Source organism: Paenibacillus sp. FSL H3-0469, assembly GCF_038051945.1.
Taxonomy (GTDB): domain Bacteria; phylum Bacillota; class Bacilli; order Paenibacillales; family Paenibacillaceae; genus Paenibacillus_AQ.
This window is the reverse complement of sequence record NZ_CP150302.1, coordinates 2,968,238-2,995,002: the sequence shown is the minus strand read 5'-3', so window position 1 is coordinate 2,995,002 and position 26,765 is coordinate 2,968,238. Positions and strand designations below refer to the sequence as shown.

Sequence of the window (26,765 nt, the reverse complement as noted above, 5' to 3'; positions counted from 1 at the left end):
CCTGAAGGCAGGACATAATCAAAGGGGAGTGAACCCATGAAGATCATGACGATTTTGGGCACACGGCCCGAGATCATCCGCCTTAGCGTCATCATTCCGCTGCTGGACCGGCATGCGGATCGGCATGTGCTGGTGCATACGGGACAGAATTTCACGGCCAGCCTCAGCGGGGTATTCTTCGCCGAGCTGGGACTCCGCGCACCGGACTACGTGCTGCAGGATAAGCAGGCCGGACTCGGGGGCCAGCTGGCCGCTATGTTCGGCAGCCTGGAGAGCATTCTGCTTCAGGAGCAGCCGGACCGCGTGCTGCTGCTGGGTGATACCAACAGTGCGCTGTGTGCCATTCTGGCCGAGCGGATGGGCATCCCTGTGGTGCATATGGAAGCAGGCAACCGCTGTTACGATCTGAAAGTGCCGGAGGAGAAAAACCGCCGTGTCATAGATGCCGTCTCCACCATAAATATGCCGTATACCCAGCAGAGTAAAAGACATCTGCTTAGCGAAGGGTTCCCCAGCCAGCGTATCGTGCTAACCGGTAATCCCATCCATGAGGTAATTACGCATTACGAAGAGCAAATCGCTGCCAGCGACATCCTGTCCCGGCTGAAGCTTGAAGCCGGCCGGTATCTGCTGGTGACTGCCCACCGGGCCGAGAATGTCGATGATCCGGAGTCACTGCTCCAGATTATGTCCGGGCTGAACCTGGTGGCTGAGCAGTTGGGGCTCCGCCTGATCTGCAGCATTCATCCCCGTACACGCTCCAAGCTTACGGAGCAGTTCCCGCTGACTATGAACCCGCTGGTGGAGTTTCACGAACCCTTCGGATTTTTTGACTTTGTTCATCTGGAACGTTATGCCCTGTGCGCCATTACCGACAGCGGCACCGTTCAAGAAGAATGTTGCCTGATGGGAGTACCTACGGTGACCATACGCCGGACAACAGAACGCCCGGAGACCGTCGATTGCGGAAGTAATGTAGTGTCCGGGGTAGAACAGAACAGCATTCTGCGCTGCACCGTGCTGATGACGTCGCTTAAGCCTGATTGGGAGGCGCCGGAAGGGTATCTGGCCCAAGGTGTCTCGGTAAAGGTAGTTAAATTTCTGCTTGGAGGGAACCTGCATGTTCAATAATAAACGGATTCTGGTTACAGGCGGTACCGGTTCCTGGGGGCATGAGCTGATCCGGCAGCTGCTGCCGCAGCATCCCAAAGAAATCATCGTATTCTCCCGCAGTGAGTCTGCACAGGTAGCCATGAGCCGTGAATTTGAAGATCAGCGTCTCAGCTTCATCATCGGTGATATCCGTGACAAGGATGCGCTGGTGGCTGCCTGCCGCGGTGTGGATTATGTCTTCCATCTGGCTGCACTCAAGCACGTGCCTGTCTGCGAAGACCAGCCGTACGAGGCACTCAAGACGAATGTGGTCGGCACACAAAATGTCATTGAAGCGGCGATTGCCAACAATGTGGAGAAGGCGATCTACATCTCTACCGACAAGGCAGCTAATCCGTCGAACTTCTATGGCATGACCAAGGCCATCGGCGAGAAGCTGTTCGTCTATGCCAATCTGATCGGCTCAGGCACCAAGTTTGTTACCGTGCGCGGAGGCAATGTGCTGGGGACGAACGGCAGTGTGGTCCACCTGTTCATGAAGCAGATCAAGGACAAGGGACAGGTAAAGATTACAGACATGAACATGACCCGGTTCTTTTTCACCCTGCGCGATGCCATTACCCTGCTGTTCAAGGCTTCCGATGTCAGTATCGGCGGCGAAATCTTCGTCATGACCATGCCGACCTGCCGGATCGTGGATTTGGCCGATGTGCTGATCGAAGCTTCCGGGCGGACGGATGTCAGTATGATTGAGACCGGCATCCGCCCGGGTGAGAAAATCCATGAGATCCTGATGAGCGATTTCGAGAGCCTGACTACGGTGGTCTACGATGAGCAGTACCTGGTTATTCTGCCTACGCTCGATATGCCGGAGCTGAAGGAGCATTACCGTCATTACCCCCATGTGTCCTTCAGCAGCTTCAGCTCGGAGAATCATCTGATGGAGCAGGCTGAAATCAAGGATATTCTGATCCGGGGAGGGTTCCTCCAGTGAAGCTCCTTATTCTCGGCGGAAATGGTATGGCAGGTCATATGCTGGCGGAGTATTTTCGCCGCCAGGGCAAGCACCACATCTTCCATACAACCCGGGATAAGAAGGATCTTGGAGGGTTGTATGTAGACGCCGACGACATCGCCGGTGTAGAAAAGCTGGTTGAAATCGTCTCCCCCCATTGCATTATTAATGCGATGGGGGTACTCAATCAATTCGCCGAACGGGACCGGATTGGCGCGTATCATGTCAACGGATTCCTGCCCCACCGCCTGCGGCGGGCAGCGGACCAGATTCATGCCCGGCTCATCCACATCAGCTCCGACTGCGTGTTCGAAGGAACACGCGGCGGATACACCGAGGAGGATGCCGCGGATGGAACCTCGGTCTACGCCCTTACCAAGAGTCTTGGAGAAGTGCGTGATCCCGGACATCTTACGATCCGCACCTCCATTATCGGGCCTGAGATCCGTTCTGGCGGAATCGGCCTCATGGAATGGTTCCTGGCCCAGAAGGGCCGGGTAACCGGATATGAATGCGTGATGTGGAATGGAGTCACTACCCTGGAGCTGGCCAAAGCCGTTGACTCCTTGCTGGACTCGGATCTCTCCGGGCTGATTCATCTGGCCCACCCGCAGCCCGTAAGCAAATATCAGCTACTGCAGATGATGCAGACGGCATTTCATAAAGAGGATGTTGAGATCATCCCGCAGCAGACGCCAGTTCAAGACCGGACGCTGATCAGTACGAGAAGCGATGTTACGATTGAGCTGCCGTCCTATCCCCGGATGCTTAGCGAGCTTGCCGATTTTATGCGCAGCTCAGAGCTGCCGACATGAGCGGGCGGCGGCGTCTCCTTATTACCGGAGCTTCCGGCTTTACCGGCAGGCATGCCGTGGCCTATTTTGCCGCCGGAGGAGCGGAGGTGACTGCTGTAGTCCGCCGCAAGCCAGAAGCGGAGTTGTTCCCGGAGGGGGTTCAGCAGGTCGTCTGTGACCTGGGGGACCGTAGGGCTGTAGCGGCAATGATTAGAGCGGTGAAGCCGGATCAGGTGCTGCACCTGGCAGGCAAGAATTCGGTCCCGGAGTCCTGGCGGGACCCGCTGCTCTATATGGAAACCAATGTAATGGCTACTCTATATTTGCTTGAGGCGCTGCGTGTCCAGCCGGCCAGCCGTATTCTGGTGGCCGGCTCCCGGCTTAAGTACAGACCGGGTGCGGCAGACCCGCCTCACCCCTACAGCCTCAGTAAGACGCTGGAAGAGCTGGTATCGCTGGCTTGGGGAAGGTTGTTTGCACAGCCTGTGCTGATGGCGGAGCCCTCGAACCTGATTGGGCCTGGTCCGTCTACCGGCTTCTGTTCCCTGCTGGCACAGCATATTGTGCGCAGTGAAGCAGCCGCCGTAACCGGATCGGCTGCACCTGCTGCCTTTCGGCTCTCCTCACGCCATGCGCTGCGTGATTTTCTGGATGTGCGTGATGCGGTCAGGGCGTATGGCTTCATTCTGGATTCGGGAGAGACCGGCAGGATCTACCGTATCGATTCCGGGACGGAGCGGGAACTGGGAGAGATTGCAGCGAAGCTGCTGACTCATGCTGCGGCTCCGGTAAGGGTGGACTGGGGCCCGCAGGAGGAGCACAGCCGGGGCAATCCTTCCCTGTCATCTGCCGTTCCGGCGAAGCCTTCATTTGAATCTGCTGATACTAAGGGAACGCCTGAAGAATCGGGGGACTATGCTGCTATTTCCGGCTGGAAGCCGGAGATTGCGCTGGACCGTTCACTGGCGGATATTATCCGCTATACAAGAGCCGGTAAGGAAGGAGAGTTGTTATGAAGCCCAGAGTATCCGTAGTTATTCCTTTTTACAATTGTCCTTATATTGAGCAGGCACTGCAGAGCGCCATATCTCAATCCTGGCAGCCCTATGAGATTATCGTAGTAGATGACGGTTCAACTATGCATGCAGAGCGGATTACCCCTTATCTGCCCTACATTCACTATCTGGGCAAGGCCAACGGCGGCACCGCTTCGGCACTTAACCATGGTATTGCGCATGCCACGGGAGATTATGTAGTCTGGCTCAGCTCGGATGATATGTTCTATCGTGACAAGATCAATAATCAGGTTCTGTTCATGGAACAGAACCGTTTGCTGATCTCGTACACCAACTTCAACTACATTAACGGAAACTCGCAGGCTATGGAGCTGAATGCTGCGGCCGTATTCCCGAACCAGCTTGAATATCTGCGCTGCTTCCTGTACGGCAATCCCATCAACGGCTGTACGGTGATGTTCAAGCGGGAGATCTTCGGTGCCATCGGGATGTTCGATGAAGCCCTTCCGTATACCCATGATTATGATCTGTGGTACCGGGCGATTCTGAACGGTTATGCACCGGTGATGCTGAACCAGTCCTTGACGGCTTACCGCCGGCATGAGGGAATGGGCACGCTTAGACACTACGATGTCATTATGGCTGAAGCAGCAGCAACCAGTGCCCGTTATCACGCTCCGTTAAGTGCCCTGATTGCCTCCATGGGCGGCTAACTGCCGGAGCGCACAGCCGGCACTGCAGCACAGCCCAAGGTCAGGCAATTAACGCTTAGGAGGGAGAGCATATGTACCGGGAAATCGAAGTGAAAGACTTCCTGCCGGTCCTGCTGGAGCAGCTGAAATTCTCCGAAAGTATACTGGATATCGGCAGCGGTACCGGTACGCTGCTGGAGCGGTATGAAGCCACTGTGGTGCTGGGGCTGGATATCCACAGGCCTTATCTGCTGCACCGCAAATACAAGGCCCCCCATATCATTCCGGTTCATGCCGATGCCGGTCATATCGATAAGCTGTTCCTGCCGGGAACCTTCTCTGCGGTTACTCTGATCGATTCGCTGGAGCATTTCTCGATGAGTGAAGGCATGGAGCTGCTGCGTAAGGCGGAGCTCATCGCTGCGAACCGTGTCGTTGTATTTACACCGCGGGGTTTCTTCCCGCAGGAGGGGAAGGACCATTTCAATCTGCATGGAGAGTATTACCAGAAACACTGGAGCGGCTGGGAGCCTGAGGACTTTCTGAAGCTGGGCTACGCTGTAACTGTACTGAAGGGCTTTCACCATGCGGAGAATCCTTCATTCCGGGAAGCTTTCGGTGAGAATCACGCTCCGCTGGACGCCCTGCTCGCCTGCAAGACTGTATAAATGAACTCAGGGAGGAGGCCGGGGCATGAATCAGAAGACCAAGGTCTCGGTGGTAATTCCGTTCTATAATTGCCCATACGTACATCTGGCGGTCGAAAGCGTGCTGGCCCAGAGCTATACAGATATTGAACTGATCGTGGTGGATGACGGTTCAACGCTCCATACGGAGAAGCTTGACGCCTATAGAAGCCGGATTATATATGTCCGCAAAACCAACGGAGGGACCGGCTCGGCCCTCAATAAAGGAATCGAGGTGGCAAGCGGAGCTTATTTTGCCTGGTTAAGCGCGGATGATCTGTTTCATCCCGATAAAATCAGACGGCAGATAGAAGCCATCCGCAGCTCAGGAACCTCCTTCAATCATACGGCTTACTACTATATTAATGAGTACGGGCAACGGATTCAGGATATTGTCCGGATGCCGGCCTTGAGCAGGCCGGCCCTCATACAGACCATGATGTCCGGCTGTCCGGTGAACGGCAGTACGGTGCTCTTAGATATGGAGATCCTCTCCAGGGTCGGTATGTTTAATGAGACGCTCCTGTATACACAGGATTATGATATGTGGCTGCGGATTCTGCCTCACTATGAGTGGTCTTATATAGAAGAGCCGATGCTGTATTACCGCATTCATAATGAGATGGGCTCGGTCCTGCACAACGAAGCGCAGAACCGGGAAATTGCCAAGGTGCAGTTCATGCACAGGGGTGAATTGACGGAGCTGCTGAGAAAGGAGAGAAGGAATTGAGACTGACCTTTCCGGTTCTGACCTTATCCAGAGGCGGTGCGCAGCGGATGATAGCAGAGCTTGCGAACGCCCTGACTTTAATAGGGCATGAGGTCGTTATTCTTATGCCCAGCTTAGGTGTTGTGGAATATGAGATGAAATGTCCGATTATCCCTGTGCCCGCTCCGGTCCTTAGGGAAGATCATTTCCCTTACGGGGATGTCATTATCTCCAATTATTATACAACCGTTCCGGTTGCCGAACGGGCCAGCCGTCTGGGCAAAGGACTGCATATCCGGCTGGCCTTATGCTATGAGCCGAATTTCCTGCCGGATAATAATCAGTCGTTCGCCTCCTATGGCATTACCCGCAACCTGCTTGTACTGTCGCGCTGGCAGCAGGAGGTCATACGGATCAATCATGGTATTAAAGGGAGAATTGTTCCGGTCGGTGTTGACCCGGATTTCCATAATACGCATTTTCGCGACAATCCAGGCAAGCCGCTGATCGTCTCGGCTATTATGCGGCGCCCAGAAGGCGGATTCTCCGGCCACAGGGAACAGGAATACCTGATTCAACAGCTTGATATGGTCAAGCGGCTTCATCCTGAGGTGGAGATCTATATCATGACTCCCCCTGCTGAATATGCCGCTTCAAGGAGTCTGCAGGCCTTACTTAGCTCCGGGCGCTATCAGCTGCGGACACCCGCCAATGATGATGAACTGGCTTATCATTACAATGAGACGGATATTTTTGTCAGCGCAAGTACCAATGATGCCGGTTCACTGCCGGGGCTGGAAGCGATGCGCTGCGGTGCTGCTCTGGTTACCGTGTATTCAGGGGGGAACCTCGAATACTGTGCACACGGGCAGAACTGCCTGATGTCATACCGTCATGAGAACCGTCTTGCTGCGGATATTGTGACGCTCATTAACGACGGGGAGCTTCGCCGGCGTCTGGCCGCCAGGGGAGAGCAGGATTCCCTGAAGTTTACATGGGAGAGAAGCGTGCAGATTTTCCAGGCTGAGCTGTTTGAGATGGTGTCCAGACAAGGGATGTGATGCCTCCGGGCAGAGCGCCAAAACAAAACACAGAAACCTTCAACCCAGGTTAACGTCTGGAATTGAAGGTTTTTTTGCCGGAAGACAGGGGGATAAGAAGCTAGCAATAGTTAGAAGATAGAGAAGGAATTCATCATCTCGCGGAAGGAATGCGCATACTGATCGAATCCGAAATGCGTAACCATGTGCTGGCGGCCCTGATAGCAGATGGCTTCGCGCAGCGGGATGTTATTCATCAGCTCCAGTCCTTCGTTCACAGCAGCCTCCACATTGCCAAGCGGATAGAATTTGCCGGTAATATTATGGGTAATGAAGGATCTGACCCCGTCGGAATCCGTACTGAGTACAGGACAGGAGCAGCAGACAGCCTCAGCTACGGCATATCCGAAGCCTTCTGTGACAGAGCTGGACAGCAGGAAGCCTCCTGAAGCGGCAATCGATGAATAATAGACAGGCATCATCTGGTTAGGCACATTCGTGAACACAATCAGCCGGTCATTCAGGCCAAGGGAATGCAGCTCAGCATTGAACGCCTCCTTTTGGTCATCGGAGGCCAGGGCCGGATCATGGAACATCCAGAGATGCAGGTTAGGTTTCGCTTTGCGGATATGGTGGGCAATCTTCAGGTACTCGCTCCAGTTCTTGTTGGATTCCAGCCGCCCTACCCAGGCGATGACAGGATCAACGGGCGCCTCGGCGGGGATATACCTGAATTCTTGTACATCCACAAGGTTCGGAATAATATAGCGCTGGAGCCAGGGGCAGATCTCGATAAACAGCTCCAGTAAATGATCGGTGGGGGGAATCAGCACGGCATTGCAGAAGGATTGCAGATAAGGCACGGATTCAATAATTATATTTCGGGCTTCGCTTCGTGTTCCCAAACCCTGGGATTCATAGATCAGGATACCGCCATACCCCAGCCGGCGCAGACGTTCCAGCAGCAGGTAATCGGAGGTTACGATGATGGCGTCATAATGATTAGTATTCAGTATAGCCCTGATATCTTCATCCTGCGAAGTGATAAATACCGGGAAGCTTACACTATTGTTGGTGCCGGACCCCGGCATGAGATAGAGTACATGGCATTCGATGCCGTTCTTTTGAAGACTCTCACACCGCAGCCTGTTCAGGGTCTCCACCCCGCCGCTTGGTACATAAAACGTAAATAGAATTTTCAAGCTTACCCCTCCTGATCTGGACTGCCTGCGGAGAAACACAGTCTGCTGTTATATAAGATACGCCTGATTTCTCTTGCGTGTGACTGTGGGGGGCGGCATTGCCAAATCCTTTCTGGATAGCCCGGCAGCGGAGGAGCCATGCTAAGGCTTGTTACGCTGCACTACATTATTCTGTGAAGGGAGATGAAGGAATGTTGCGATCGAAATTCGGCTTGTCCGTGTCTGCTGCCTTGCTGGCCGGCGCCTTAAGTATGACCGGCTGCAGTGCCGGCCATTCGTCAGATAATGGCAATATGCAGACGAAAAGTGTGCGGGGGACAGACGGGCGAATCCACGTGAACTCCACACGGGACATGAAGCGTGACGATGACTTCGGCAGCATGGAGATGAGCAAGGAATTGGCTGACCGTGTAGCGGCCATGCCGGAAGTCCGTTCCGCTAACGTTATTATGGTCGGCCGAAGCGCATATGTCGCTGTAATGCTGGAGAATGTTTCGGGCGGGGTACACACCCGGAGTACCACCCGCGGGAAAGATACAGGAAGAGGAACTGCTGCGGGTGTTCCCGGGATGACAGGGACAGGAGGCTCCATGGCGGGCATTCCGGGAAGTCTGACAGGCACCGGAACCGTTGGCGGTACAGGCATGGCGGCTCCCGATGATTATCCGGGGAACGGCAATAACGGGATTATGTCCAGAAGCAATATGGGGGATGATACAGACACGCTTCCCGGGGGAATCAAGAATAAAATCGCCGCAGAGGTTAAAAAAGGCAACACATACGTCGGAAATGTGTATGTCTCGGCGAACCCGGATTTCGTGGAACGGGCCGATTATTATGCCCGGGAATTCCGTGCTGGGCACCCGCTCAGAGGCTTCGCGAATGAATTCCGTATCATGGCGGAACGGATTTTCCCTGCCCGCAGCGGACAGTAAGCAGACGCTGCTGCATAGTGCCTTGAATGAAGATAGTATTCCAGAGGAATATGAGGCTTATTCAGATGAAGGGCACAGGGCGGACACCAGTAAATGAAGACAGACGCAAACAATGCAGCCGCCGCACCCCGAAGGCCGGGTACGGTGACTGCATTGTTTGCGTTTATAGGGATAATGAAAATGTGGCTTACTGCCCTGGAGTTAGGCTTCCAGCTTGCGTCCGCCGATCCATACGCCGCGCAGATTCAGATCTTGGTCCAGCTGCAGAATATCGCCGCGCTTCCCTGCTTCAAGCGTTCCGATAGACCGCTGCATGCCGAGTGACAGCGCCGGATTAAGGCTGGCAGCCTGTGAGGCTTCCAGCAGGCTGAGACCGACCTCCTGCACCAGATAACGGAACCCGCTAATCATCGTCAGTGTGCTGCCGGCCAGTGATTCAGGATGCTCCTTCAGCGTGGCTATGCCGTCCTTGACAATCACAGGCAGATCACCGATCGCATATTCTCCGTCGCTGAGTCCGGTTGCTGACATGGCATCTGTGATCAGCAGCAGATTGTGATTGTTCTTGAGCCGGGTAATCAGGCTGATGGCTGCCGGATGAACATGGATTCCGTCGGCAATGACCTCGGCTCTGATCCGGGGATCGAACAGGACGGCACCGGCCGTTCCCGGCTTGCGGTGATGCAGCGGTGTCATGGCATTGAACATGTGCACTGCCTGGTTCAGGCCGGCATCGGCAGCGGTAATCACCTGCTCGAATGTGGCATCTGTGTGGCCAAGCGCAGCCGTAATGCCATGCTTGCGCAGCCACTGGATCGCTTCCAGGGCAGCTTCACGCTCGGGAGCCAGGGTGACCTGACGGATCATTCCCGGATACTTGCCCTCCCATTCCTCCAGCCACTCTATATTAGCTGGCACGATATGCTCAGGATTCTGCGCTCCAGGCCATCGTACGCTGATGAACGGTCCCTCCAGATGTACACCTGCCAGCCTTGCATAAGGCATGCCGCCTTCACGGGAACGATAAGCATCCACCTCAGCCAGCACCTGATCGATGTCTGCCTTGGCAGCCGTCATGGTTGTAGCCAGCATAGAGGTCGTCCCGTGTGAGGCGTGGAACCGTGTGATGGTGTCAAGAGCATCTGCATCGCTGTACATGAAGTCATGTCCGGCTCCGCCGTGCACATGCACATCGACGAATCCGGGGATCAGCAGACCTTGCGCCTCCCGGGTGGTTGTCTGCCAGCCCTCATAAGCTGCGGGCAGCCAGGAAGCTTCTCCGGCATATTGGATCAAGCCTTCCGCTACGGCAACTACACCCTGCTCAATAATTCCGTCAGGAGTCAGCACTTTGCCGTACAACAATTCTCCGCGCGTACCGTTTATTTCAGCCATTTGGCAGCTCCTTCATCCAGCAGGACGACCACATTCGGATGGCTCTGCAGCAGCGAGGCGGGACACTGGGTGGTGATTGGACCCTCCAGCGCATTTTTAACCGCTTCCGCCTTCTCTTCCCCGCGGACAAGCAGTACAATCTGCTTCGCTTTGAGAATCCCGCCGATGCCCATCGTTACCGCCTGACGCGGAACATCCTCTACACGGTCGAAGAAGCGGGCATTGGCTTCCAGGGTCTCTTCCAGCAGATCGACCACATGGGTTCCGCTGCTCAGGCTGGCATCCGGCTCGTTGAAGCCGATATGGCCGTTGCTGCCGATGCCGAGGATCTGCAGATCCACCGGACCGTTATCCTCCAGCAGCTTGTCATACGCACGGCATTCGGCCGCAAGGTCGGGAGCATTTCCGTTAGGTACATGGGTGCGGGCCAGGTCGATATCGATATGATTGAACAGATGCTCATTCATGAAGCTCCGGTAGCTCTGAGGATGGTCCACCGGCAGTCCGACATATTCGTCCAGGTTGAAGGAAGAGGCTTTGGCGAAGCTGACATTGCCCTTGCGGTGCATCTCCACCAGCTTCTCGTACACCCCGACAGGCGAGCTTCCGGTAGCCAGACCAAGAACGGCTCTGGGATTACTCTGCAGCAGACTGGCGATCAGGTTAGCTCCTGTGGCTGCGAAATCTTCTTCATGCTGAAATTTCAAAATATTCATTAGATTTGACCTCCCCGTTTATGACGGTAATGTTGGACGTTCCGATAAGATTGCTCAAGCTTGGGGATGAAATCCCCGAACCGGGTACTGACCATGCCGGTGAACAGAATATCGATAATATGCAGCTGTGCGATCCGTGACGCCATATCGCCGCGCCGCATGCCCTGCTCAAGAGACGAGGAGAACAGCGGAAAATCAGCGAGTGTAGCCAAAGTACTGCTTCCGTATGAGGTTAACGACACCGTAGCTGCGCCGCTTGCGGCTGCACAGGTTAAGGCATCGACCGTCTCCGGGGTCTCCCCCGAATAAGAGACTGCGAAGGCCACATCGCCGGAAGAGAGCGAGGAAGCGGAAGTGATCTGCATATGGGAATCGGCAAAAGCGGTGCAGTTCACGCCAATGCGGATCAGCTTCTGATAGAAATCCTGGGCCACGATGGACGACGTAGCCATCCCGTACAGATCGACCCGCCGCGCCCGGCACAGCAGATCAATGACCTGCTGCAGCCGTCCCAGATCCAGCAGCGAGGTAGTGTCCCGGATCGAGGCCAGGTGGTTGGCCTGCATGGCCTCTACAATGAATTGCAGCGGATTGCCGGCCACGATGTCCTGATAAGAGGAGCTGCCGGTCTCCGGCGAGCCGTCGCTATGCGCCAGCTCAGCTGCCAGCTTGAGCTTGAAATCGGGATAACCCTTGAAGTGCAGCGCTTTGCAGAACCGCGTAATCGTCGCCGTGCTGATGCCGCATTCCTCCGCCAGCTCCGTGATGCCCATATGGACAATTTCCCCGGGCGAGGCCAGAATGCGCTCAGCCAGCTTGCGTTCCATTTGCGACAGCTTGGGCTTGTCATGCTCCAGAACATGCAGAATGGGAGACAAGCGCTCACCTTCTTTACTATAGATTCAGATTCATGTAGCTTTCTCTACTTACCCGAATGAAAATGTAGAAATGGACATGCGGAAATGGACAGGTTAAGTTTTGGCCTAATTAAGTTTTGGCCTAAGCCGCTTTTGAAATTATTTTACATAATATTTACGTTAATAAAGAAAATTATTTTCATAATTAGGATAAAACAAATTGCGGAAGGTTGCAATAGGCAGTTTGGTTTAAGGCTGGTCTGGGGCAGAATTAAGGAAGATGGAGGTGGCGGATTTGCAGCAGGGGAGTGGGGGAATGGAGGAAGGATTATTGTAAGAGGAAACAGTTGGATTTTTGTTAATTGTTAACTCATCATTCAGTTTTTTGTGAAAAATAATTGGATTTTTGCTGCTTAGTTTTGCTCAAATTCCATTTTAAGCTGATTGCGGCAAAAATAAATGCTGTTTTTCCATCTATCATCCATAAAAAGGATTCTACTCTTTTAGTAAGTGACGTTTATCCATCTATTCATTTCTGCTTCATGCATTGGCGGAGGGAATACAGCCAACCAAGTGGCAGGAGATACAAAAAGCTGCAATCTGCGTGTTTAAGGGCACACGCACAGATTGCAGCTTTTACATAATTAATATGTTTACTTAGTGATCCCGTTTGCGGCCTTCGTTCTGTTGGCAGTACGTCTGCCGCGCAGCAGCTCCCATAGGATGAAGGCGAGCATCAGCAGCTGCGGGATGGTGGTCTCCCAGGTCGGATACATGCCAAGCCAGCCGATGGAAGGCAGACTGTGCCCGTTATGGGCGGGCAGCTTGCCGGCGATCTGCAAGGCGTGAAGGCTCTCACCGAGGAAGCGGAACACCAGATAGTAGATCAGCACTGTAGCAGCGCGGAAGAAGGCGGCAACCGGCAATTTGGCACTCAGTACAATCATGGCATAGCCGAGGATGATCAGAACCACCAGGGCACTGCCAATCCCGAGCAGCAGCTGAGAAGTGTCAATGGCCGGTGCCATCCCTGCATAGAAAATCGTAGTCTCGGCCCCTTCGCGCAAAATGGCCAGCGCAGCGATGAAGAACAGATACCACAGATTGCCTTTGGCCAGGGCGCCCTGCATCTGGGTGTCCACATATTTATTCCAGGCTGCCGTGCTGGATCTCCCGTGCAGCCAGCGGCCGACGGTGAGCATCATCACCACGGCGACGAGGCCGGTGATGCCTTCAATCAGCTCGCGCGCGCCGCCGGAGGCGGCTTGGGAGAGGGAATAGGTCAGTAATACGGCGAGGCCGATGCTTGCCGCCAGACCTGCCGCCGCGCCGGACCATACCCAGCGGCGGGCCGCCGGTACTGCTTCACGGCGCAGATAGGCAAGCAGGGCGGCGAGTACAAGAATCGCCTCCAGCCCCTCGCGCAGCAGAATGAGTGCCGCATCCCACGCGGTGTATGTCCGTTCCCCGGACAGCGGCGTCAGCTCAGAGAGCATCATGTCCATAAGCGATAGCGCCTGGTCCAGCTTCGGAGGGCTGGAGAGCAGATAACCGGTGACGGCGGTGCTCTCATTCTCGATGCTGGCATAGACCTTGGGGGAGGCCAACTGGACCTGGCCTTCGGCCGAAGGCCAGGCAGTGATGAACTGCTCCATGATATCAGCGGCTGCTGCGCTGTCGCCGGCCTGACCGGCAGCGGAAGCTTGCTCCAGATAGCGGATCAGCCCTTCAATGGAAGCCGGCTCCGCTGGCGCGCCACCGGTATCGACGGCTTTGCCTTCACTGTAGCCGGACAGCAGCGTCACCAGTGCTTCCGCTTCCGCCTGCGCGGCCTCTCCGCGGACCGGCTCTGCCTGCAGCGCAATGCGCAGCAGGCTCATCTTCGTCTCCAGCAAGCCGTAGACGGCGGGATTGTCCGCCCGGATGCTGCGTTCCGCCGGCGTCCAGCCGTTGACCACGGCGCGGTAGGCTTCCGCCGCCGCGGCCCAGTCGGCGCTGCGCGCCGCATCCCGCGTGCGCTCCGCCGCGGGCAGCAGCTTCGCCGCCGCTGCGCGTCCGGCGGCGCCCGTCTCACCGCCGCCTTCGCCTGCGGCGGCGGTAACATAAGCGTCCACGCTGCGGGCGAGCGTGGACAGGGCCGCCTTGGCGGGCGCTCCGCCGCCGCCCGCCAGGGCTTCCGCCGCAGCGGCCAGCGCGGCGTCCACCTCGGCAGCCGGACCGGCGAGTGCCGGGTCCGGCTTGCTCTCGTTCGCGCTGCGCCACAGCGCCGCGAACGCTTCAACATCGGCCGCCGCCGCCTCCCAGCGGCTCTGGCCGGCCTCGACAAGCGCGCTGCCTACAGGCGGCAGCAGCTCATCCAGCGGCGCGCCTGACGCAGAAGCCGGCGCGCCGGGCAGCAGCACAAGCAGGCAGAGGAACAGCAGCGCTGACCTGATCTGCTGCCATAGACTCTGTGTAACCGTGATCATCATCGGGATCATTCCCTTCAAGTTTAGCGAGGAGGGGTCACTTGCAACGGACTCAGCTGCGCTTATTTTAGCCATATTAACGTTTCTGCAAGTTGAACGGACTCAGTGGAGCTTATGTACAAATAATTGGGAGGAAAACGCCCGCCGTAGCGGAAATAAGCGCCGTGCAGTCCGCTCGTGTAGCTGAATATGCTCGAAAAGAGAAAATAAAGGCCTCTCAGTCCGCAACGATCAGCTACCTGTCGTCCTCTCCGGTCCACCGAAACGCCGCAGCTCCGGTCCCCGAATCGCCGCAGCTCCGGTCCCCGAATCGCCGCAGCTCCGGTCTCCGAAACGCCGCAGCTCCGGTGCCCGAAACGCCGCAGCTCCGGTGCCCGAAACGCCGCAGCTCCGGTGCCCGAAACGCCGCAGCTCCGGTGCCCGAAACGCCGCAGCACCGGTGCCCGAAACGCCGCAGCTCCGGTCCACCGAAACGCCGCAGCACCGGTGCCCGAAACGCCGCTGCGCTTCCGGCCTCAGAACTCCTGCTACCTCAGCGTTATCTGCCACAGCCTAGGCATTTCATCCCTCGAGCAGCAGCTCCCCGATATAGCCGCCTTCGCGTACACCCGGGAAGCAGGCGAACACAGCGCTGCCGGTGTGAACCATATATTCATTCAGCCGGTCATTTTTGGAGAGGCGCTGCTGGATGCTGACGAACTGCTTCATCAGGTCCTTCTGGAAGCTGATGAATACCAGTCCGGCATCCAGCTGTCCGGTCTTGAGATCCATACCGCTGGAATAGGAGTAGGAGCGGCGCAGCATTTTGACCGAGCCGTCCCCGTGGGCGAGAGCGGAATGGGAATCCGGCGGAATAAGCGGCTTGCCGGCGGCATCGGCTGCCTCCAGATTCAGCTCGGCGAATTCATCCCGCGCTCCGATCGGTGCGCCGCTCTGCCGGTGCCGCCCGAAGGTGGCTTCCTGATCGCTCAGCGAGGAGCGGTCCCAGACCTCAATACGGAACCGTACGCGCCGCACCGCAAGATACGTGCCCCCGTTCATCCAGGCCGGGCCATCGGCGCTGCCGCTCCAGACAATATTCCGCATCTGCGCGCCATCGGTGACGTCCGGATTCCCCGTTCCATCCTTGAAGCCAAGCAGATTACGCGGGGTGCCGCCTGACGGATCGGCGCTGCCGCTGCGCTGGAAGCCTTCCTGGGTCCAGCGCAGCACCGCCGTACCCCGGGCGATGCGGGCCAGATTGCGGATGGCATGGAACGCCACCTGCATATCGTCCGCACAGGCCTGAACACAGAGATCACCGCCGCACCACTGCGGCTCCAGGCTGTCTCCTGGGAAGGACGGAAGCTCAGTGAAGGAAGCGGGCCGCTTCCCGGCCAGCCCGAACCGGCTGTCGAACAGGGCCGGACCAGCCCCGAAGGTAAGGGTACACTTAGAGGGGGTGAGGCCATCCGCCTCGCCGGTATCGGTAGGCGGGAGATTGGGCTTGTCGTTCGTTGAGCCGATCATCGTACCGGAAGTAAGCGCGGCAGCAGCTGTAGTCCAGGCCTGCATAAGCTTCTGTACATCACCGAAGCTGGTCGTCGTCACATCAAATGAAGCGAAGCACAGAAAATTCTGTGCAGGCGTAAGAATCCCCGCCTGGTGCTTGCCGTAGAAAGGGATCGTATCCGCTTGTTCTTCATTCTGCCCAAAGGCTGCGGCGGCAGGGACCGCCCGCCCTGCTGCCTGGCGTGCCGCCATAATGCCGCCTACACCGCCTCCGCCCAGCAGCAGCCCGAGACCCGAGGCACCGGTCAGCCGCAGCATATCGCGGCGGCTGAATTTGGTGTTGAACAGCTTAGTCTCCGGTGCAGGAATCCCGTGTTCCGCGTCAGCCTGATTCCGGGAATTCTTATCTTTCTTGTTCATATCGTCACACTCCCAGAATCGTTCCCATGTTGGATAGCGGCTCAGCCAAGGCGTCGAGGTTCTGGCTTAACCTGCGGACCTCCTCCGGTTTGAGCGTTTCGTAAGAGACGTAACCTTCTCCTGATTTGAACGGCGCCAGCTCATTCATTAAGGCGGTGAACCGCTCGCCGATGGTTTGCTCAAGGGCAGGGTCTTTTTTGGCCAGCTCCGGCTTCAGCAGCTCATAGATCTTCTGGGCCCCCTCCACATTCGCCACAAAATCATACAAATCCGTATGGGAATAACGCTCCTCTTCCCCCGTTACTTTGGAGGAGGAGACCTCATTCAGCAGCTCAACCGCCCCGGTAACGAGCAGATTGGCATCGATTCCGGCCGTTTCCACCTTGGCACGCAGCAGCTGTGCATCCTTCAGCAGGCGGTCCGCGACATCCATCATGCCCTCCGTTGTATGATTCTGCCAGAGTGCCTGTTCAATCTTATGAAAACCGCGCCACTGCGCGGCATCTACATCATTCTCACGGGCATCAATGTTCGGGTCCAGATCTCCGAGCGCTTCGGCGATCGGCTCGATCCGCTCATAATGCATACGTGCCGGAGCATACAGCGCCTTGGCTTCTTCCAGCTTGCCCGCCTTGACGGCATCCGTGAAGCCTTCGGTCTGCTTGACGAACGCATCGCATTGTTCAATGACGTATTTGCGGTATTCGTCGATGGCAGTGGTGAAGTCGGCCGCTGTTCCGTCCGGGGCTGTGGTGGCTGAAGGTGTGCCGGCGGCCCCGCCCCCGGTCCCAGCTGCGGCATTATTTCCGGAGTTATTCCCGCCGTTGCCATTGTTATTACTGTTGTCCTTGCCCGCACATCCGGCGAACAGGAGGGACGCTGCAAGCAGACCCGCAGGTACGGCATGACTAATCTTCATGGATTATGGACACTCCTTCTGTTAATGATAATCATTATCAATAATGGACTTATCATAATTCTCGAACCTTTACCTGTCAATGAAAATGTGATAATTATCATATTCATGCCGATTCGCACAAATGAAATAACAAAAAACGCCTCCGGCTAACCAGAAGACGCAGATATTATCTGAATTCCTGTACAAAATGCAACACTCTACTCATAACCATGGTCCAAATCAAGTTTTGTTGTAGAAAAGACAGCAATTTCTCTGTTTTTAGGAGAGAGTCTTGTAAATTCCTGTTTTTTATACAACATTCCTCTCGGACATCCGGCTATTATTGAATCAAAGTTGTAATACCTACAACAATGTGTAATCCCGGAAACTCCTGAAATCCTATCATAGCTCAACCGCCCGATCTGTAACTACACCGTGGACCGTTCAATAATCCGGTAGTCCAGCTTGCGGTAGACAGGCCCCAGGTGCTTCGAGTGAATCTGTTCATGGATAATGCGGAAGGCGGCGGCCCCCATCTCATACAGGTGGTTGTCCATGGTGGTGATCTGAAGCAGCCGTCCGATCGGCTGGTTGTCGAAGCCCATAACTGCGAGGTCATGAGGGATGCTAAGGCCGGCTCTGCGCGCTTCAATAATCAGCCCGGCCGCTACATGGTCTCCCGTAATAATCATGGCTTCCGGCCGCTGTGGCATCTTCAGCAGGGACTGTGCAACGGCAGCGCCGTCTTCCTCCGTTGTACAGTCATAGATCATCCATTCCTCTTCAAAAGCCAGCTTATGCTCAGCAATGAATTCGCGGTAAGCAGCCTGACGGATCACGGCGCTGCTGCCATTACTGCGTCCTTCGCAATATCCGATGGAGCGGTAACCTTTGCCGGTCAAGTACGCCAGACCTTCCTTGAAAGCTGCATAATGCTCAATATAGACAGAAGAGTAGCGCCGCGCTCCGTTGTCCTGGCAAGTGACAACCGGACCGTAGGCCGTATACTCCTCGATAATGTCCGGCTTCAGCGCAGTAGAGACAATCACGACACCGTCAATTTCTTTATGGCGCAGCATCTCTAGCACTTTGATTTCTTCTTCCTCCAGATAATTGCTCTGGCACAGAATCAGCCGGTATTGCGAGAGCAGCGCCTCGCGGGCAATGCCATTCATAATAATCGAGAAATAAAAAGCATGAATATACGGCAGTATCACCGCCACCGCACCGGTACGTCCGGTAATCAGATGAACGGCGTTCATATTGCGGGTATAGTCGAGCTGCTCAATCGTTTGCAGTACAGCGGCTCTTTTGTCCTTGCTGACATACGGATGATTATTCAGCACCCGTGAGACGGTCGTTACAGATACTCCGGCCATCCGGGCAATTTCTTTAATATTAGCCACGCTCGTCTGCGCCTCCTGTGTGAGACTGGTATGACCTTATTCTAACATAGAAATGAACCGCTTTTCGGCCGATAAAAAGCTTGCTATGGAATCCATTTCATACATTACACTGGGGGTGCAACAACAGCTCTACCGGAGAAACCGGCGTGACCGCAAGGGCGTGACGGACCGGTACAGCTTGTTGCTGTAACCGAATTCTATAACATTTGCCTGCCGGCTGCCGCCCTCAATGTATAAGGAGCTGCGGCTGTTTTTGCTGCGCCCTGGCTGCAATATGCCGGGATTGTCCAGACTCCGCTCCTGCCCCCGCCCAATTTAATGCTGCGACAGCACCATTAACTGCCTCCCCACATAGTATGGTTTGACTGTATCCCTTTACCTTGTTATACCAAACAAACCCAGGGCAAGGAGGGGTGACACCATTGAAGGGGAATGAACATCATAGCAAATTTTTGTTGACGCATCGTGAACGCGAAGTATTCGAGCTTCTTGTGCAGGACAAAACTACACGGGATATTGCCGGACTGCTATTCATTAGCGAAAAAACCGTCCGCAATCACATTTCCAATGTAATGCAAAAATTAAACGTAAAAGGCCGTTCGCAAGCGGTTGTCGAGCTGATCAAGCTTGGGGAGCTGAAAATATAGCTGCCCTGCTTCAGAGGTGATGCGTTTAAGCCTTCCTTTATCCTTCGGGATGAGGGGAGGTTTTTTGTTGTTTGCAGGTGATTGTAGTCCGTGAATATTAAGCTTTTTGCAATTTACAGATTGACGGATGGGGCGATTGGTTGTAAAATCTGTGTAAAGTATAAACCTTTAAACTTTTGAGGGGATTTCGATACTTTTAGTAAAATGGAAGCTGACGTCCAATGTTCGATTTTTCAGTCAGGCTGTAAGTTGTAGCATGCTGAGTAAATCTTTTTTATTTCTTCAAAAGTTAAATCGTTTAAACTTTTGAGCGTGGAGGCATAGATATTTAGATGAATATTCATGATGTAGCCAAGAAGTCGGGACTCTCTGTAGTGACCGTATCCAGAGTCCTTAACAATTCACCTTCTGTACGTGAAGGCAACAGGCGGAAAGTGCTGCAAGCGATGGAGGAGCTGAACTATCATCCCAATTCAGCGGCGCGGAGCCTTGTGCGCGGCAAGACCGGAGTCATCGGGATGTCGATTACCAATTTTAACGACTCTTTCTATGACCGTGTGATTCGCGTAGTGAACCGGAAGCTGGCAGAGCAGGGTTATTTCCTGGCCCTGTCGATCGCCGAGAATGACGATGATGGGGTCAACTTCCTGTTCCAGAAGGACCGCGTGGACGGGATTATCCTGTTGTCTCCGCTGGAGGAGAAGGAATACGTGGAGGAGCTGAAGCGCAAGAACATTCCGGTGGTCCTGCTGGATAACCAGTTCGAGCATGAAGATGTTCCAAGTGTGCTCGTTGATAACTATCAAGGGGGGTATGAAGCTGCCGGGCACCTGATCAGCCTTGGACACACCCGGATCGCCTATATCGGCGGCCCGCCCGAGTTCCTCAGTGTAACGGAGCGCAAACGGGGGTACGTCCAGGCGCTGGATGATGCGGGACTATCGCCCTTTGCCACGGAATACTGCGGATTTACGGTAAGCAGCGGTTATGAGATGGCCCAGAGATGGATTCGTGAAGATAAGCTGCCGACGGCCATTTTTTGCGGAGACGACTTTATTGCGCTTGGGGTTGTTCAAGCTCTGCGGGAGGAGGGGATTCGGGTGCCTCAGGATATCTCGGTGGTGGGTTTTGACGATCAGCAGTTTGTCGGTGAATTCTACCCGCGGCTCACGACAGTCCGGCAGCCTGAGGCACAGATGGGCAATATCGGCGTTGACATCCTGCTGAAGCTGATTCATGGGGAGGTGATGCCGCCTGCGGTAACGAAGCTTGCTCCACAGCTTCTCATTCGTGAATCCACCGCCTCTGTTCGATTAACTTGAGATTAGGAGTGAATGATCTGTGAAGTATTTTTTGGGAGTGGATGCAGGGGGCAGTAAGACCTACGCAATGATTGCAGATGAACAGGGGAAGATTCTCGGTGCAGGCAAGGGCGGGAACGGGAATCATCAGCTGAACCGTGAGCAGGCGGAGAACAGCTTGCAGCAGGCTGTATCGGAAGCCCTTATGGCCTCCGGCCTGACCAGGGACCAGCTGGATCACGCCTGGTTCGGCCTGGCGGGAGCGGACAGGGAAGCCGATTTCCGAATCCTGCGGCCCATCATCAGCCGTCTCGGCCTTCCCCGGACTGAGATTTCCTGCGATACCTGGAACGCCTTGCGTTCAGGGACAGAGAAGAGTTACGGAATCGTGCTGATTTGCGGCTCGGGCGTGAACTGCAGCGGCAAAAATCCGGTGGGTGCGACTTATCAATGCGGCGGATTCGGCTACCGGTTCGGGGATTTCGGCGGCGGCTATGACTTAAGTATGGAGGTCTTCCGCAGTGTCCTCAGGGCGGATGACGGCAGAGGAGAGAAGACGGTCCTGAGCGAGCGTCTAACTGAGCTGCTGGGCTACTCCAACGTCCCGGAGCTGAGGGAGGATTACCTGGATCATTTCAGAGATCTGCCTCCGCAAATTGCGGAGCTGCTGTTTCAGGCGGCAGAGGAAGGGGACGCGGTAGCCAACGGGCTGCTGGTCAAGCAAGGCGAGGAGCTGGGGCTGGCGGCGGCATCGGCCATCCGCCGGTTGGGCATGGAGGAGGAGTCCTTCGACATCGTGCTTGCCGGCAGCCTGCTGACCAAGGGAGACCGCCCGGGCATCATCCGGCGGGCGATTGAGGAAAGAGTGAAGCAGGCGGCTCCGAACGGCACATTAAGGATTTTAACCCGGGAGCCGGTGGTAGGGTCGGTCGTTCTGGCGATGGAAAGCAGCGGGCTGCATGTGAATCGCAAGGTACTTGATCAACTATCACAGGGTAAGGAGGAGCAATATTCATGGAGAACACATTGAAGCTGGTTGTGATCGGAGCGGGGTCATCGTATACGCCTGAATTAATTGAAGGGATCATCCTGCATCACCAGGAGCTTCCTGTCTGCGAAATATGGCTGGTGGATATTGAAGAGGGGAGAGAGAAGCTACATACGATAACGGAACTGAGCAAGCGCATGATTGCAGAGTCCGGGCTGCCGATTACCGTTACGCAGACGCTTGATCGCCGGGAGGCCATTGCCGGAGCCGACTTCGTCTGCACACAAATCCGGGTAGGCATGCTGGAAGCGCGCAAATGGGATGAACTCCTTCCGCTTGAGTACGGTGTCATCGGTCAGGAGACGACAGGTCCCGGAGGAATGATGAAGGGCCTGCGGACGATCCCGGTTATTCTGGATATTTGCAAGGATATGGAGGAGCTGGCCCCCGATGCCTGGCTGCTGAATTTTACGAATCCGGCCGGTATGGTGACTGAAGCTGTTCACAAATATTCATCGGTAAAAAGTGTAGGCCTGTGCAACTCGCCCATCGGGTTTCAAAAGTGGCTCTCCGGGTTCTTCGGACTTTCCATGGAGAAGATCTATGCGGAGTTTGTCGGCATTAATCATCTGCACTGGGTATCCGATGTTGTGATTGACGGAAAAAGCAGGCTGCAGGAGCTCATAGATTATCCCCAGAGCTACAAGGCAAGCAATGTGCCGTTTGACGCCTGGGACCACCGGTTTCTGAATGGTTTACAGGCGATCCCTTCCTATTATTTGAGCTATTACTATATGACGGATGCGATGCTTGCGGAACAGAAGGAAGCAGCGGCAACAACCGGCTCGCGCGCCGAAGTCGTGAAGAAGGTGGAAGAGGAGCTGTTTGAGCTGTACCGGAACGTAGAGCTGAAGGAGAAGCCGGAGCAGCTGGAGCAGCGTGGCGGAGCCTATTACTCGGAGGCGGCAGTGCTGCTGATGCGTTCCATTCATAATGATTCCCGCGATATTCAGACCCTGAATGTAAGGAATAACGGGATTATTGATTTCTTGCCGGATGATGCCTCTATTGAGGTGAACTGTATAGTCACCAAGCAGGGTCCGCTGCCCATTCCGCTCCGCAAAGTCCCCCAGTCTATGAGAGGCCTGCTGGCTGCCGTCAAGCAATATGAGAGCCTGACCATTGAGGCGGCGGTGCACGGAGACCGGGATGTAGCCCTGCAGGCAATGGTTCATCATCCGCTCATGCCTTCGGTTACCGTGGCAGAACAGCTGCTGGATGTCATGCTGGAGAAGAACAAACCGTTTTTGCCGTTATTTCAATAGAATCGTCCAGAGGAGGCCAAGCGGATGAATACGGCCAAGAAACCGAGCAGGTGGAAGGAATTTAACAGTCAACTGGATTTGCAGTCTATGGTTTGGCCGGGAATTATTTTTGTCTTCATTTTCAGTTACATTCCGATGTATGGCGTGGTTATGGCGTTCCAGCAATACGATATTTTCGGCGGCATGATGAACAGCCCCTGGGTTGGACTGAGGCAATTCAGCATGTTCTTCGAGGCGCCGGAGTTCTGGAATGTGATGCGCAATACCCTTGTGATTAGCCTGCTTAAATTGATTATCTGCTTTCCTGCCCCGATTCTGCTTGCGCTGATGCTGAATGAAGTCGGGCATATGGGCTTCAAGCGCGTGATCCAGACCGTCAGCTACTTGCCGTATTTCCTGTCCTGGGTTATTGTATCCGGTTTCGTATTCTCGCTGTTGTCCGTTGATAACGGAACGGTGAACTATCTGCTGGAGCGGTTCAATCTGGTCCAGGAGCCGGTTAACTTCCTGGCGGTACCCAGATACTTCTGGTCCATTCTGGTAAGTGTAAATGTGTGGAAGGAGGTCGGCTTCGGAAGCATTGTCTATCTGGCTGCGATTGCCGGCATTGATCCGACCCTGTATGAGGCTGCATCCATAGACGGAGCAAGCCGGTTTAAACAAATTCACCTGATTACACTCCCCAGCATTACCCCCATTATCGTCATCTTTATGATTCTTGCCATCGGCGGTCTGCTCAGTGCGGGCTTCGAGGACATTCTGCTGCTCGCAACCAATCCGGTGCTGCGCCCTTACTCCGATGTGATCGACACCTATGTGTACCGTGTTGGGATACTCAATGCCAGATTCTCTTATGCGACAGCGGTAGGGCTGTTCAAAGCGGTGATCAGCGTCATTCTGCTGGTGACAGCCAACAAAATCGCCCGCCGGGCAGACGTCAGTCTCTGGTAGCCGCTGCTCATAGCGAATGCTTACGGGTGCAAGTTTTATTGCGAGGTACCGGCTGTAAGTAATACTCCATAAACCTTTTTAGGAGGGGTGAACAATGAGACTAAGCCTGGGCGACAAAGTGATGCAGCGGAGTATTTATATCCTTTTGGTCCTGCTGTCGCTGCTTATGCTATACCCGTTTTGGAATGCGCTTGTCATCTCCCTTAATCTGGGGAGCGATACGGCGCTCGGTGGTGTGACCCTGTGGCCGAGAGCATTTACGCTGGAAAATTATTATATTGTGTTTCAGGATGACCGCCTGCTGAATTCTTTTTGGATCACCATTCTCAGAACGCTCTGCGGCACGGCATTATCCGTCTTCTTCACGGCTCTGTTAGCTTACGGAATGTCCAAGAAGACCTTGGTATTCCGCAAACAATACATGGTGTTCTTCATGATCACGATGTTCTTCAGCGGAGGGCTTATCCCCAGTTATTTACTCATCCGTTCTTTGGGGATGCTGGATACCTTTTGGGTGTTGATTATCCCCGGCATCATCAGCGTCTGGAACATGATTGTCATCCGCACCTTCTTTAGCGCTTTGCCGGAGGGGCTGGAGGAATCCGCCAAAATCGACGGCAGCAGCAACTACGGCATTTTCTTCCGGATCGTGATTCCCGTCTCCGGCCCGGTACTGGCTACGATAGCTTTGTTCACCGCAGTAGGGTATTGGAACGACTGGTTTACGGGAGCGATCTATATTACTGAGGATCACTTGCTTCCTATACAGACCCTGCTGCGGCAGGTGATGAACTCCAACATCATGACCCAGATTGGCTCCTCGAATGCGATCGCACTGGATCATATGAACCGGAATCGGACGATTACCACGAAGTCACTGACTATGGCTACGATGATGATCGCTACGATTCCGATTATCCTGACCTACCCTTTTCTCCAGAAGTACTTTGTTAAGGGTGTAATGGTCGGTTCATTGAAAGAATAGCAGTCTCCATCTTACGTAGAAAGAAGGAAAAAGAATGCGCAAACGCCTGACATGGGTAGCTCTGTTGCTGACTTCGCTGGTGCTTCTGCTCGCTGCCTGTAGCGGAGGGGGGAATTCCGACACTTCACAGACCAATCTGGATACCGGGGGCGCTACAGATGACGGCAGCGGGATCAAGCCCGTGACCTTCAGCTTCTATGGGAACTACGACTGGCTTACGACATCACCATGGGGGGAGAATGAGGCGACGAAGTGGATTCAGGAGAACCGCAAGGTTACGGTTGAACCGATCCAGTCGGGAGGAGCGGCCGGAGAAAAGTTGAACACGATGATCGTCGGCGGCGATTTGCCGGATGTCATTTTTACAGACCGGGGGTCCTCCGTGGAACGGCTGGTGCAGGCGGGGCAGCTCGTTGCCCTGGATGATTACTATGAGAAGTATCCGAACTTCAAGAAATATGTGAAGGAATCGACGCTGAATCTGCTCCGTTCCGATGACGGGAAAATCTATCAAATCCCGAACTGGTACACCTCGGGTCAATTCGGCAACGGCGGGTGGATGGTGAATAAGGATATTTATAACGCACTCGGCCGGCCGGCGCTGGAGACCTTCGATGACTTATATCAATATTTGCTAAAGGTGCAAGAGAAGTACCCGGATGTAGTCCCTCTGGAGGTTGGGGAGAAGGGGGCCGGTCTGGAAATTATGTATGGCGGCTTCAAGGAGAACTCTACCAGCAAGTTCGTTACACTTATGGGCTACCCGGACGGCGACAAGCTGTCATCGATTCTGGATGATCCTGCTTACGAGGAGATGGTGCTGTACATCAATAAGCTGTACCGTGAACGGCTGATTACGCAGGACGCACTTCAGCAAACCCAGGATGCGGTCAAGGAAAAGGTCAACACCGGACGGGTAGCCGTCATGGTTGAATCCAATATCACCACCTACGGAGCCGAGGGACACCGGGCACTGACAGCCAGCAATCCGGACAGCGGTTATGAAATTATCTGGCCGGTCCACAAAGCGGGAATAGACAAGACCAAAGTATTTGTAAGCGGCTTTGAGACGCTGGGCTGGAACGTCAGTGTCATTACCAAGCAAGCCAAGGACCCGGAGGCGATCTTCGCATACTTTGACTGGATTACGGGTCCGGAGGGACAGAAGGTGCTGTTCTTCGGCCCTAAGGGCTTATACTGGGATGAAGAGGATGCGGCCGGAGCGCCGATTCCGAACGAGAAATACAAGACAACGCCTGCCAACGAGCGTACGGATACGATGCGGAAATTCGAGGATTTTAACTGGGCCGGGAATACGACCTTCATTGATACGGCGAAAATGAGCCTCGAGGCGCTGCTCTCCGCGAACCAGAAATCCTGGGAGACCGTGGCGCAGTCCACAGTGACCTGGAAAACCGCGCTGGACATTACACAATTCGTAAATACCGATCCGCTTCCCGACACGGAGACCGGCATCATCGCCCAGAATATTGCGGATATTTACACCCTTGCCTACGCCCAGATGGTTCAGGCGAAGTCGGACGAAGAGGTGCTGGCAGCACTGGATACCGCCAGAAAAAACACCGAAAAGGCCGGACTGGATAAGCTGCTGGCGTTCAGAACCGAGAAATGGCAGGAGAATGTTAAGAAGATCAACGCTACGAAATAATTCTTGTCATCTAGGAAGCACTGAGTTAAATACGACTATGATGTGG

26 protein-coding genes are annotated in these 26,765 nt (G+C 54.8%); 17 read left to right on the top strand and 9 right to left on the bottom strand.

What is annotated here, in order from left to right; translation table 11 throughout:
* Positions 1–36: 36 nt before the first annotated feature.
* The 8 genes from wecB to NSS83_RS12940 all read left to right on the top strand — a co-directional run bounded on the left by wecB (position 37) and on the right by NSS83_RS12940 (position 7,086).
* Complete coding sequence (gene wecB, locus NSS83_RS12975; protein WP_341348381.1) at positions 37–1,131, top strand: UDP-N-acetylglucosamine 2-epimerase (non-hydrolyzing); 1,095 nt, start codon at positions 37–39, stop codon at positions 1,129–1,131.
* On the top strand, positions 1,121–2,107 hold the full coding sequence (locus NSS83_RS12970; protein ID WP_341184143.1) for a polysaccharide biosynthesis protein: 987 nt from the start codon (positions 1,121–1,123) through the stop codon (positions 2,105–2,107). The genes wecB and NSS83_RS12970 overlap by 11 nt, the downstream gene beginning before the upstream one ends.
* Positions 2,104–2,943, top strand: a complete 840-nt coding sequence (locus NSS83_RS12965; RefSeq protein WP_341184144.1) for an SDR family oxidoreductase — start codon at positions 2,104–2,106, stop codon at positions 2,941–2,943. The genes NSS83_RS12970 and NSS83_RS12965 overlap by 4 nt, the downstream gene beginning before the upstream one ends.
* Positions 2,940–3,938: an NAD(P)-dependent oxidoreductase gene (locus tag NSS83_RS12960; RefSeq protein WP_341348380.1), complete on the top strand. Its 999-nt coding sequence runs from the start codon at positions 2,940–2,942 to the stop codon at positions 3,936–3,938. The genes NSS83_RS12965 and NSS83_RS12960 overlap by 4 nt, the downstream gene beginning before the upstream one ends.
* The gene (locus tag NSS83_RS12955; RefSeq protein WP_341184146.1) at positions 3,935–4,651 is read left to right on the top strand and encodes a glycosyltransferase; all 717 of its coding nucleotides are present in this window, start codon (positions 3,935–3,937) and stop codon (positions 4,649–4,651) included. The genes NSS83_RS12960 and NSS83_RS12955 overlap by 4 nt, the downstream gene beginning before the upstream one ends.
* Positions 4,652–4,722: 71 nt before the next feature.
* A complete protein-coding gene (locus NSS83_RS12950) occupies positions 4,723–5,298 on the top strand; it encodes a class I SAM-dependent methyltransferase (RefSeq protein ID WP_341184147.1) in 576 nt (191 codons plus the stop codon).
* A gap of 25 nt (positions 5,299–5,323) precedes the next feature.
* Entirely contained in the window at positions 5,324–6,046 is a 723-nt protein-coding gene (locus NSS83_RS12945) for a glycosyltransferase (protein ID WP_341184148.1), read from the top strand.
* Positions 6,043–7,086 (top strand): glycosyltransferase family 4 protein, encoded by a 1,044-nt coding sequence (locus tag NSS83_RS12940; RefSeq protein WP_341184149.1) that lies wholly within the window; start codon positions 6,043–6,045, stop codon positions 7,084–7,086. The genes NSS83_RS12945 and NSS83_RS12940 overlap by 4 nt, the downstream gene beginning before the upstream one ends.
* 110 nt (positions 7,087–7,196) lie before the next feature.
* On the opposite strand, the gene NSS83_RS12935 is transcribed toward NSS83_RS12940, so the two are convergent.
* Entirely contained in the window at positions 7,197–8,267 is a 1,071-nt protein-coding gene (locus tag NSS83_RS12935; protein ID WP_341184150.1) for a glycosyltransferase family 4 protein, read from the bottom strand.
* A 191-nt stretch (positions 8,268–8,458) separates the two neighbouring features.
* On the opposite strand from NSS83_RS12935, the gene NSS83_RS12930 reads away from it, so the two are divergent.
* Positions 8,459–9,202 carry a YhcN/YlaJ family sporulation lipoprotein gene (locus tag NSS83_RS12930; protein WP_341348379.1) on the top strand — a complete coding sequence of 248 codons (744 nt, stop codon included), beginning with the start codon at positions 8,459–8,461 and terminating at the stop codon, positions 9,200–9,202.
* A gap of 201 nt (positions 9,203–9,403) precedes the next feature.
* Here NSS83_RS12930 and nagA read toward each other — a convergent pair whose 3' ends face one another.
* The 3 genes from nagA to NSS83_RS12915 are packed head-to-tail and all read right to left on the bottom strand — an operon-like array spanning position 9,404 to position 12,191.
* Positions 9,404–10,597, bottom strand: coding sequence for an N-acetylglucosamine-6-phosphate deacetylase (gene nagA, locus NSS83_RS12925; RefSeq protein ID WP_341184152.1), 1,194 nt, complete (start codon positions 10,595–10,597; stop codon positions 9,404–9,406).
* Positions 10,585–11,313: a glucosamine-6-phosphate deaminase gene (nagB, locus tag NSS83_RS12920; RefSeq protein ID WP_341184153.1), complete on the bottom strand. Its 729-nt coding sequence runs from the start codon at positions 11,311–11,313 to the stop codon at positions 10,585–10,587. Before nagB ends, nagA begins: the two co-directional genes overlap by 13 nt.
* Positions 11,313–12,191, bottom strand: coding sequence for a MurR/RpiR family transcriptional regulator (locus NSS83_RS12915; protein ID WP_341184154.1), 879 nt, complete (start codon positions 12,189–12,191; stop codon positions 11,313–11,315). The genes nagB and NSS83_RS12915 overlap by 1 nt, the downstream gene beginning before the upstream one ends.
* 84 nt (positions 12,192–12,275) lie before the next feature.
* On the opposite strand from NSS83_RS12915, the gene NSS83_RS12910 reads away from it, so the two are divergent.
* A complete protein-coding gene (locus NSS83_RS12910) occupies positions 12,276–12,539 on the top strand; it encodes a hypothetical protein (RefSeq protein WP_341184155.1) in 264 nt (87 codons plus the stop codon).
* A gap of 284 nt (positions 12,540–12,823) precedes the next feature.
* Here the strand turns inward: NSS83_RS12910 and NSS83_RS12905 are convergent, their stop codons facing one another.
* The 5 genes from NSS83_RS12905 to NSS83_RS12885 all read right to left on the bottom strand — a co-directional run bounded on the left by NSS83_RS12905 (position 12,824) and on the right by NSS83_RS12885 (position 18,853).
* Positions 12,824–14,713 (bottom strand): FTR1 family protein, encoded by a 1,890-nt coding sequence (locus NSS83_RS12905; protein WP_341348378.1) that lies wholly within the window; start codon positions 14,711–14,713, stop codon positions 12,824–12,826.
* 156 nt (positions 14,714–14,869) lie between these two features.
* The gene (locus tag NSS83_RS12900) at positions 14,870–15,187 is read right to left on the bottom strand and encodes a hypothetical protein (RefSeq protein ID WP_341348377.1); all 318 of its coding nucleotides are present in this window, start codon (positions 15,185–15,187) and stop codon (positions 14,870–14,872) included.
* 12 nt (positions 15,188–15,199) lie between these two features.
* Positions 15,200–16,549 (bottom strand): iron uptake transporter deferrochelatase/peroxidase subunit, encoded by a 1,350-nt coding sequence (gene efeB, locus NSS83_RS12895; protein WP_341184157.1) that lies wholly within the window; start codon positions 16,547–16,549, stop codon positions 15,200–15,202.
* Between the two features lie 4 nt (positions 16,550–16,553).
* The gene (gene efeO, locus NSS83_RS12890; protein WP_341184158.1) at positions 16,554–17,468 is read right to left on the bottom strand and encodes an iron uptake system protein EfeO; all 915 of its coding nucleotides are present in this window, start codon (positions 17,466–17,468) and stop codon (positions 16,554–16,556) included.
* 407 nt (positions 17,469–17,875) lie between these two features.
* Positions 17,876–18,853: a LacI family DNA-binding transcriptional regulator gene (locus NSS83_RS12885; RefSeq protein WP_341184159.1), complete on the bottom strand. Its 978-nt coding sequence runs from the start codon at positions 18,851–18,853 to the stop codon at positions 17,876–17,878.
* 422 nt (positions 18,854–19,275) lie between these two features.
* On the opposite strand from NSS83_RS12885, the gene NSS83_RS12880 reads away from it, so the two are divergent.
* The 7 genes from NSS83_RS12880 (at position 19,276) to NSS83_RS12850 (ending at position 26,719) form a co-directional block, all read left to right on the top strand.
* The gene (locus tag NSS83_RS12880) at positions 19,276–19,500 is read left to right on the top strand and encodes a LuxR C-terminal-related transcriptional regulator (protein ID WP_019908812.1); all 225 of its coding nucleotides are present in this window, start codon (positions 19,276–19,278) and stop codon (positions 19,498–19,500) included.
* Between the two features lie 332 nt (positions 19,501–19,832).
* On the top strand, positions 19,833–20,822 hold the full coding sequence (locus NSS83_RS12875) for a LacI family DNA-binding transcriptional regulator (protein WP_341348376.1): 990 nt from the start codon (positions 19,833–19,835) through the stop codon (positions 20,820–20,822).
* Positions 20,823–20,841: 19 nt separating this feature from the next.
* Entirely contained in the window at positions 20,842–21,831 is a 990-nt protein-coding gene (locus NSS83_RS12870; protein ID WP_341184161.1) for a BadF/BadG/BcrA/BcrD ATPase family protein, read from the top strand.
* Entirely contained in the window at positions 21,816–23,114 is a 1,299-nt protein-coding gene (locus NSS83_RS12865; RefSeq protein WP_341184162.1) for a 6-phospho-beta-glucosidase, read from the top strand. Before NSS83_RS12870 ends, NSS83_RS12865 begins: the two co-directional genes overlap by 16 nt.
* 24 nt (positions 23,115–23,138) lie before the next feature.
* A complete protein-coding gene (locus NSS83_RS12860; protein WP_341184163.1) occupies positions 23,139–24,065 on the top strand; it encodes an ABC transporter permease subunit in 927 nt (308 codons plus the stop codon).
* Positions 24,066–24,159: 94 nt separating this feature from the next.
* Positions 24,160–25,050 (top strand): carbohydrate ABC transporter permease, encoded by an 891-nt coding sequence (locus NSS83_RS12855; RefSeq protein ID WP_341184164.1) that lies wholly within the window; start codon positions 24,160–24,162, stop codon positions 25,048–25,050.
* Between the two features lie 34 nt (positions 25,051–25,084).
* Positions 25,085–26,719: an extracellular solute-binding protein gene (locus NSS83_RS12850; RefSeq protein ID WP_341184165.1), complete on the top strand. Its 1,635-nt coding sequence runs from the start codon at positions 25,085–25,087 to the stop codon at positions 26,717–26,719.
* Positions 26,720–26,765 lie beyond the last annotated feature (46 nt).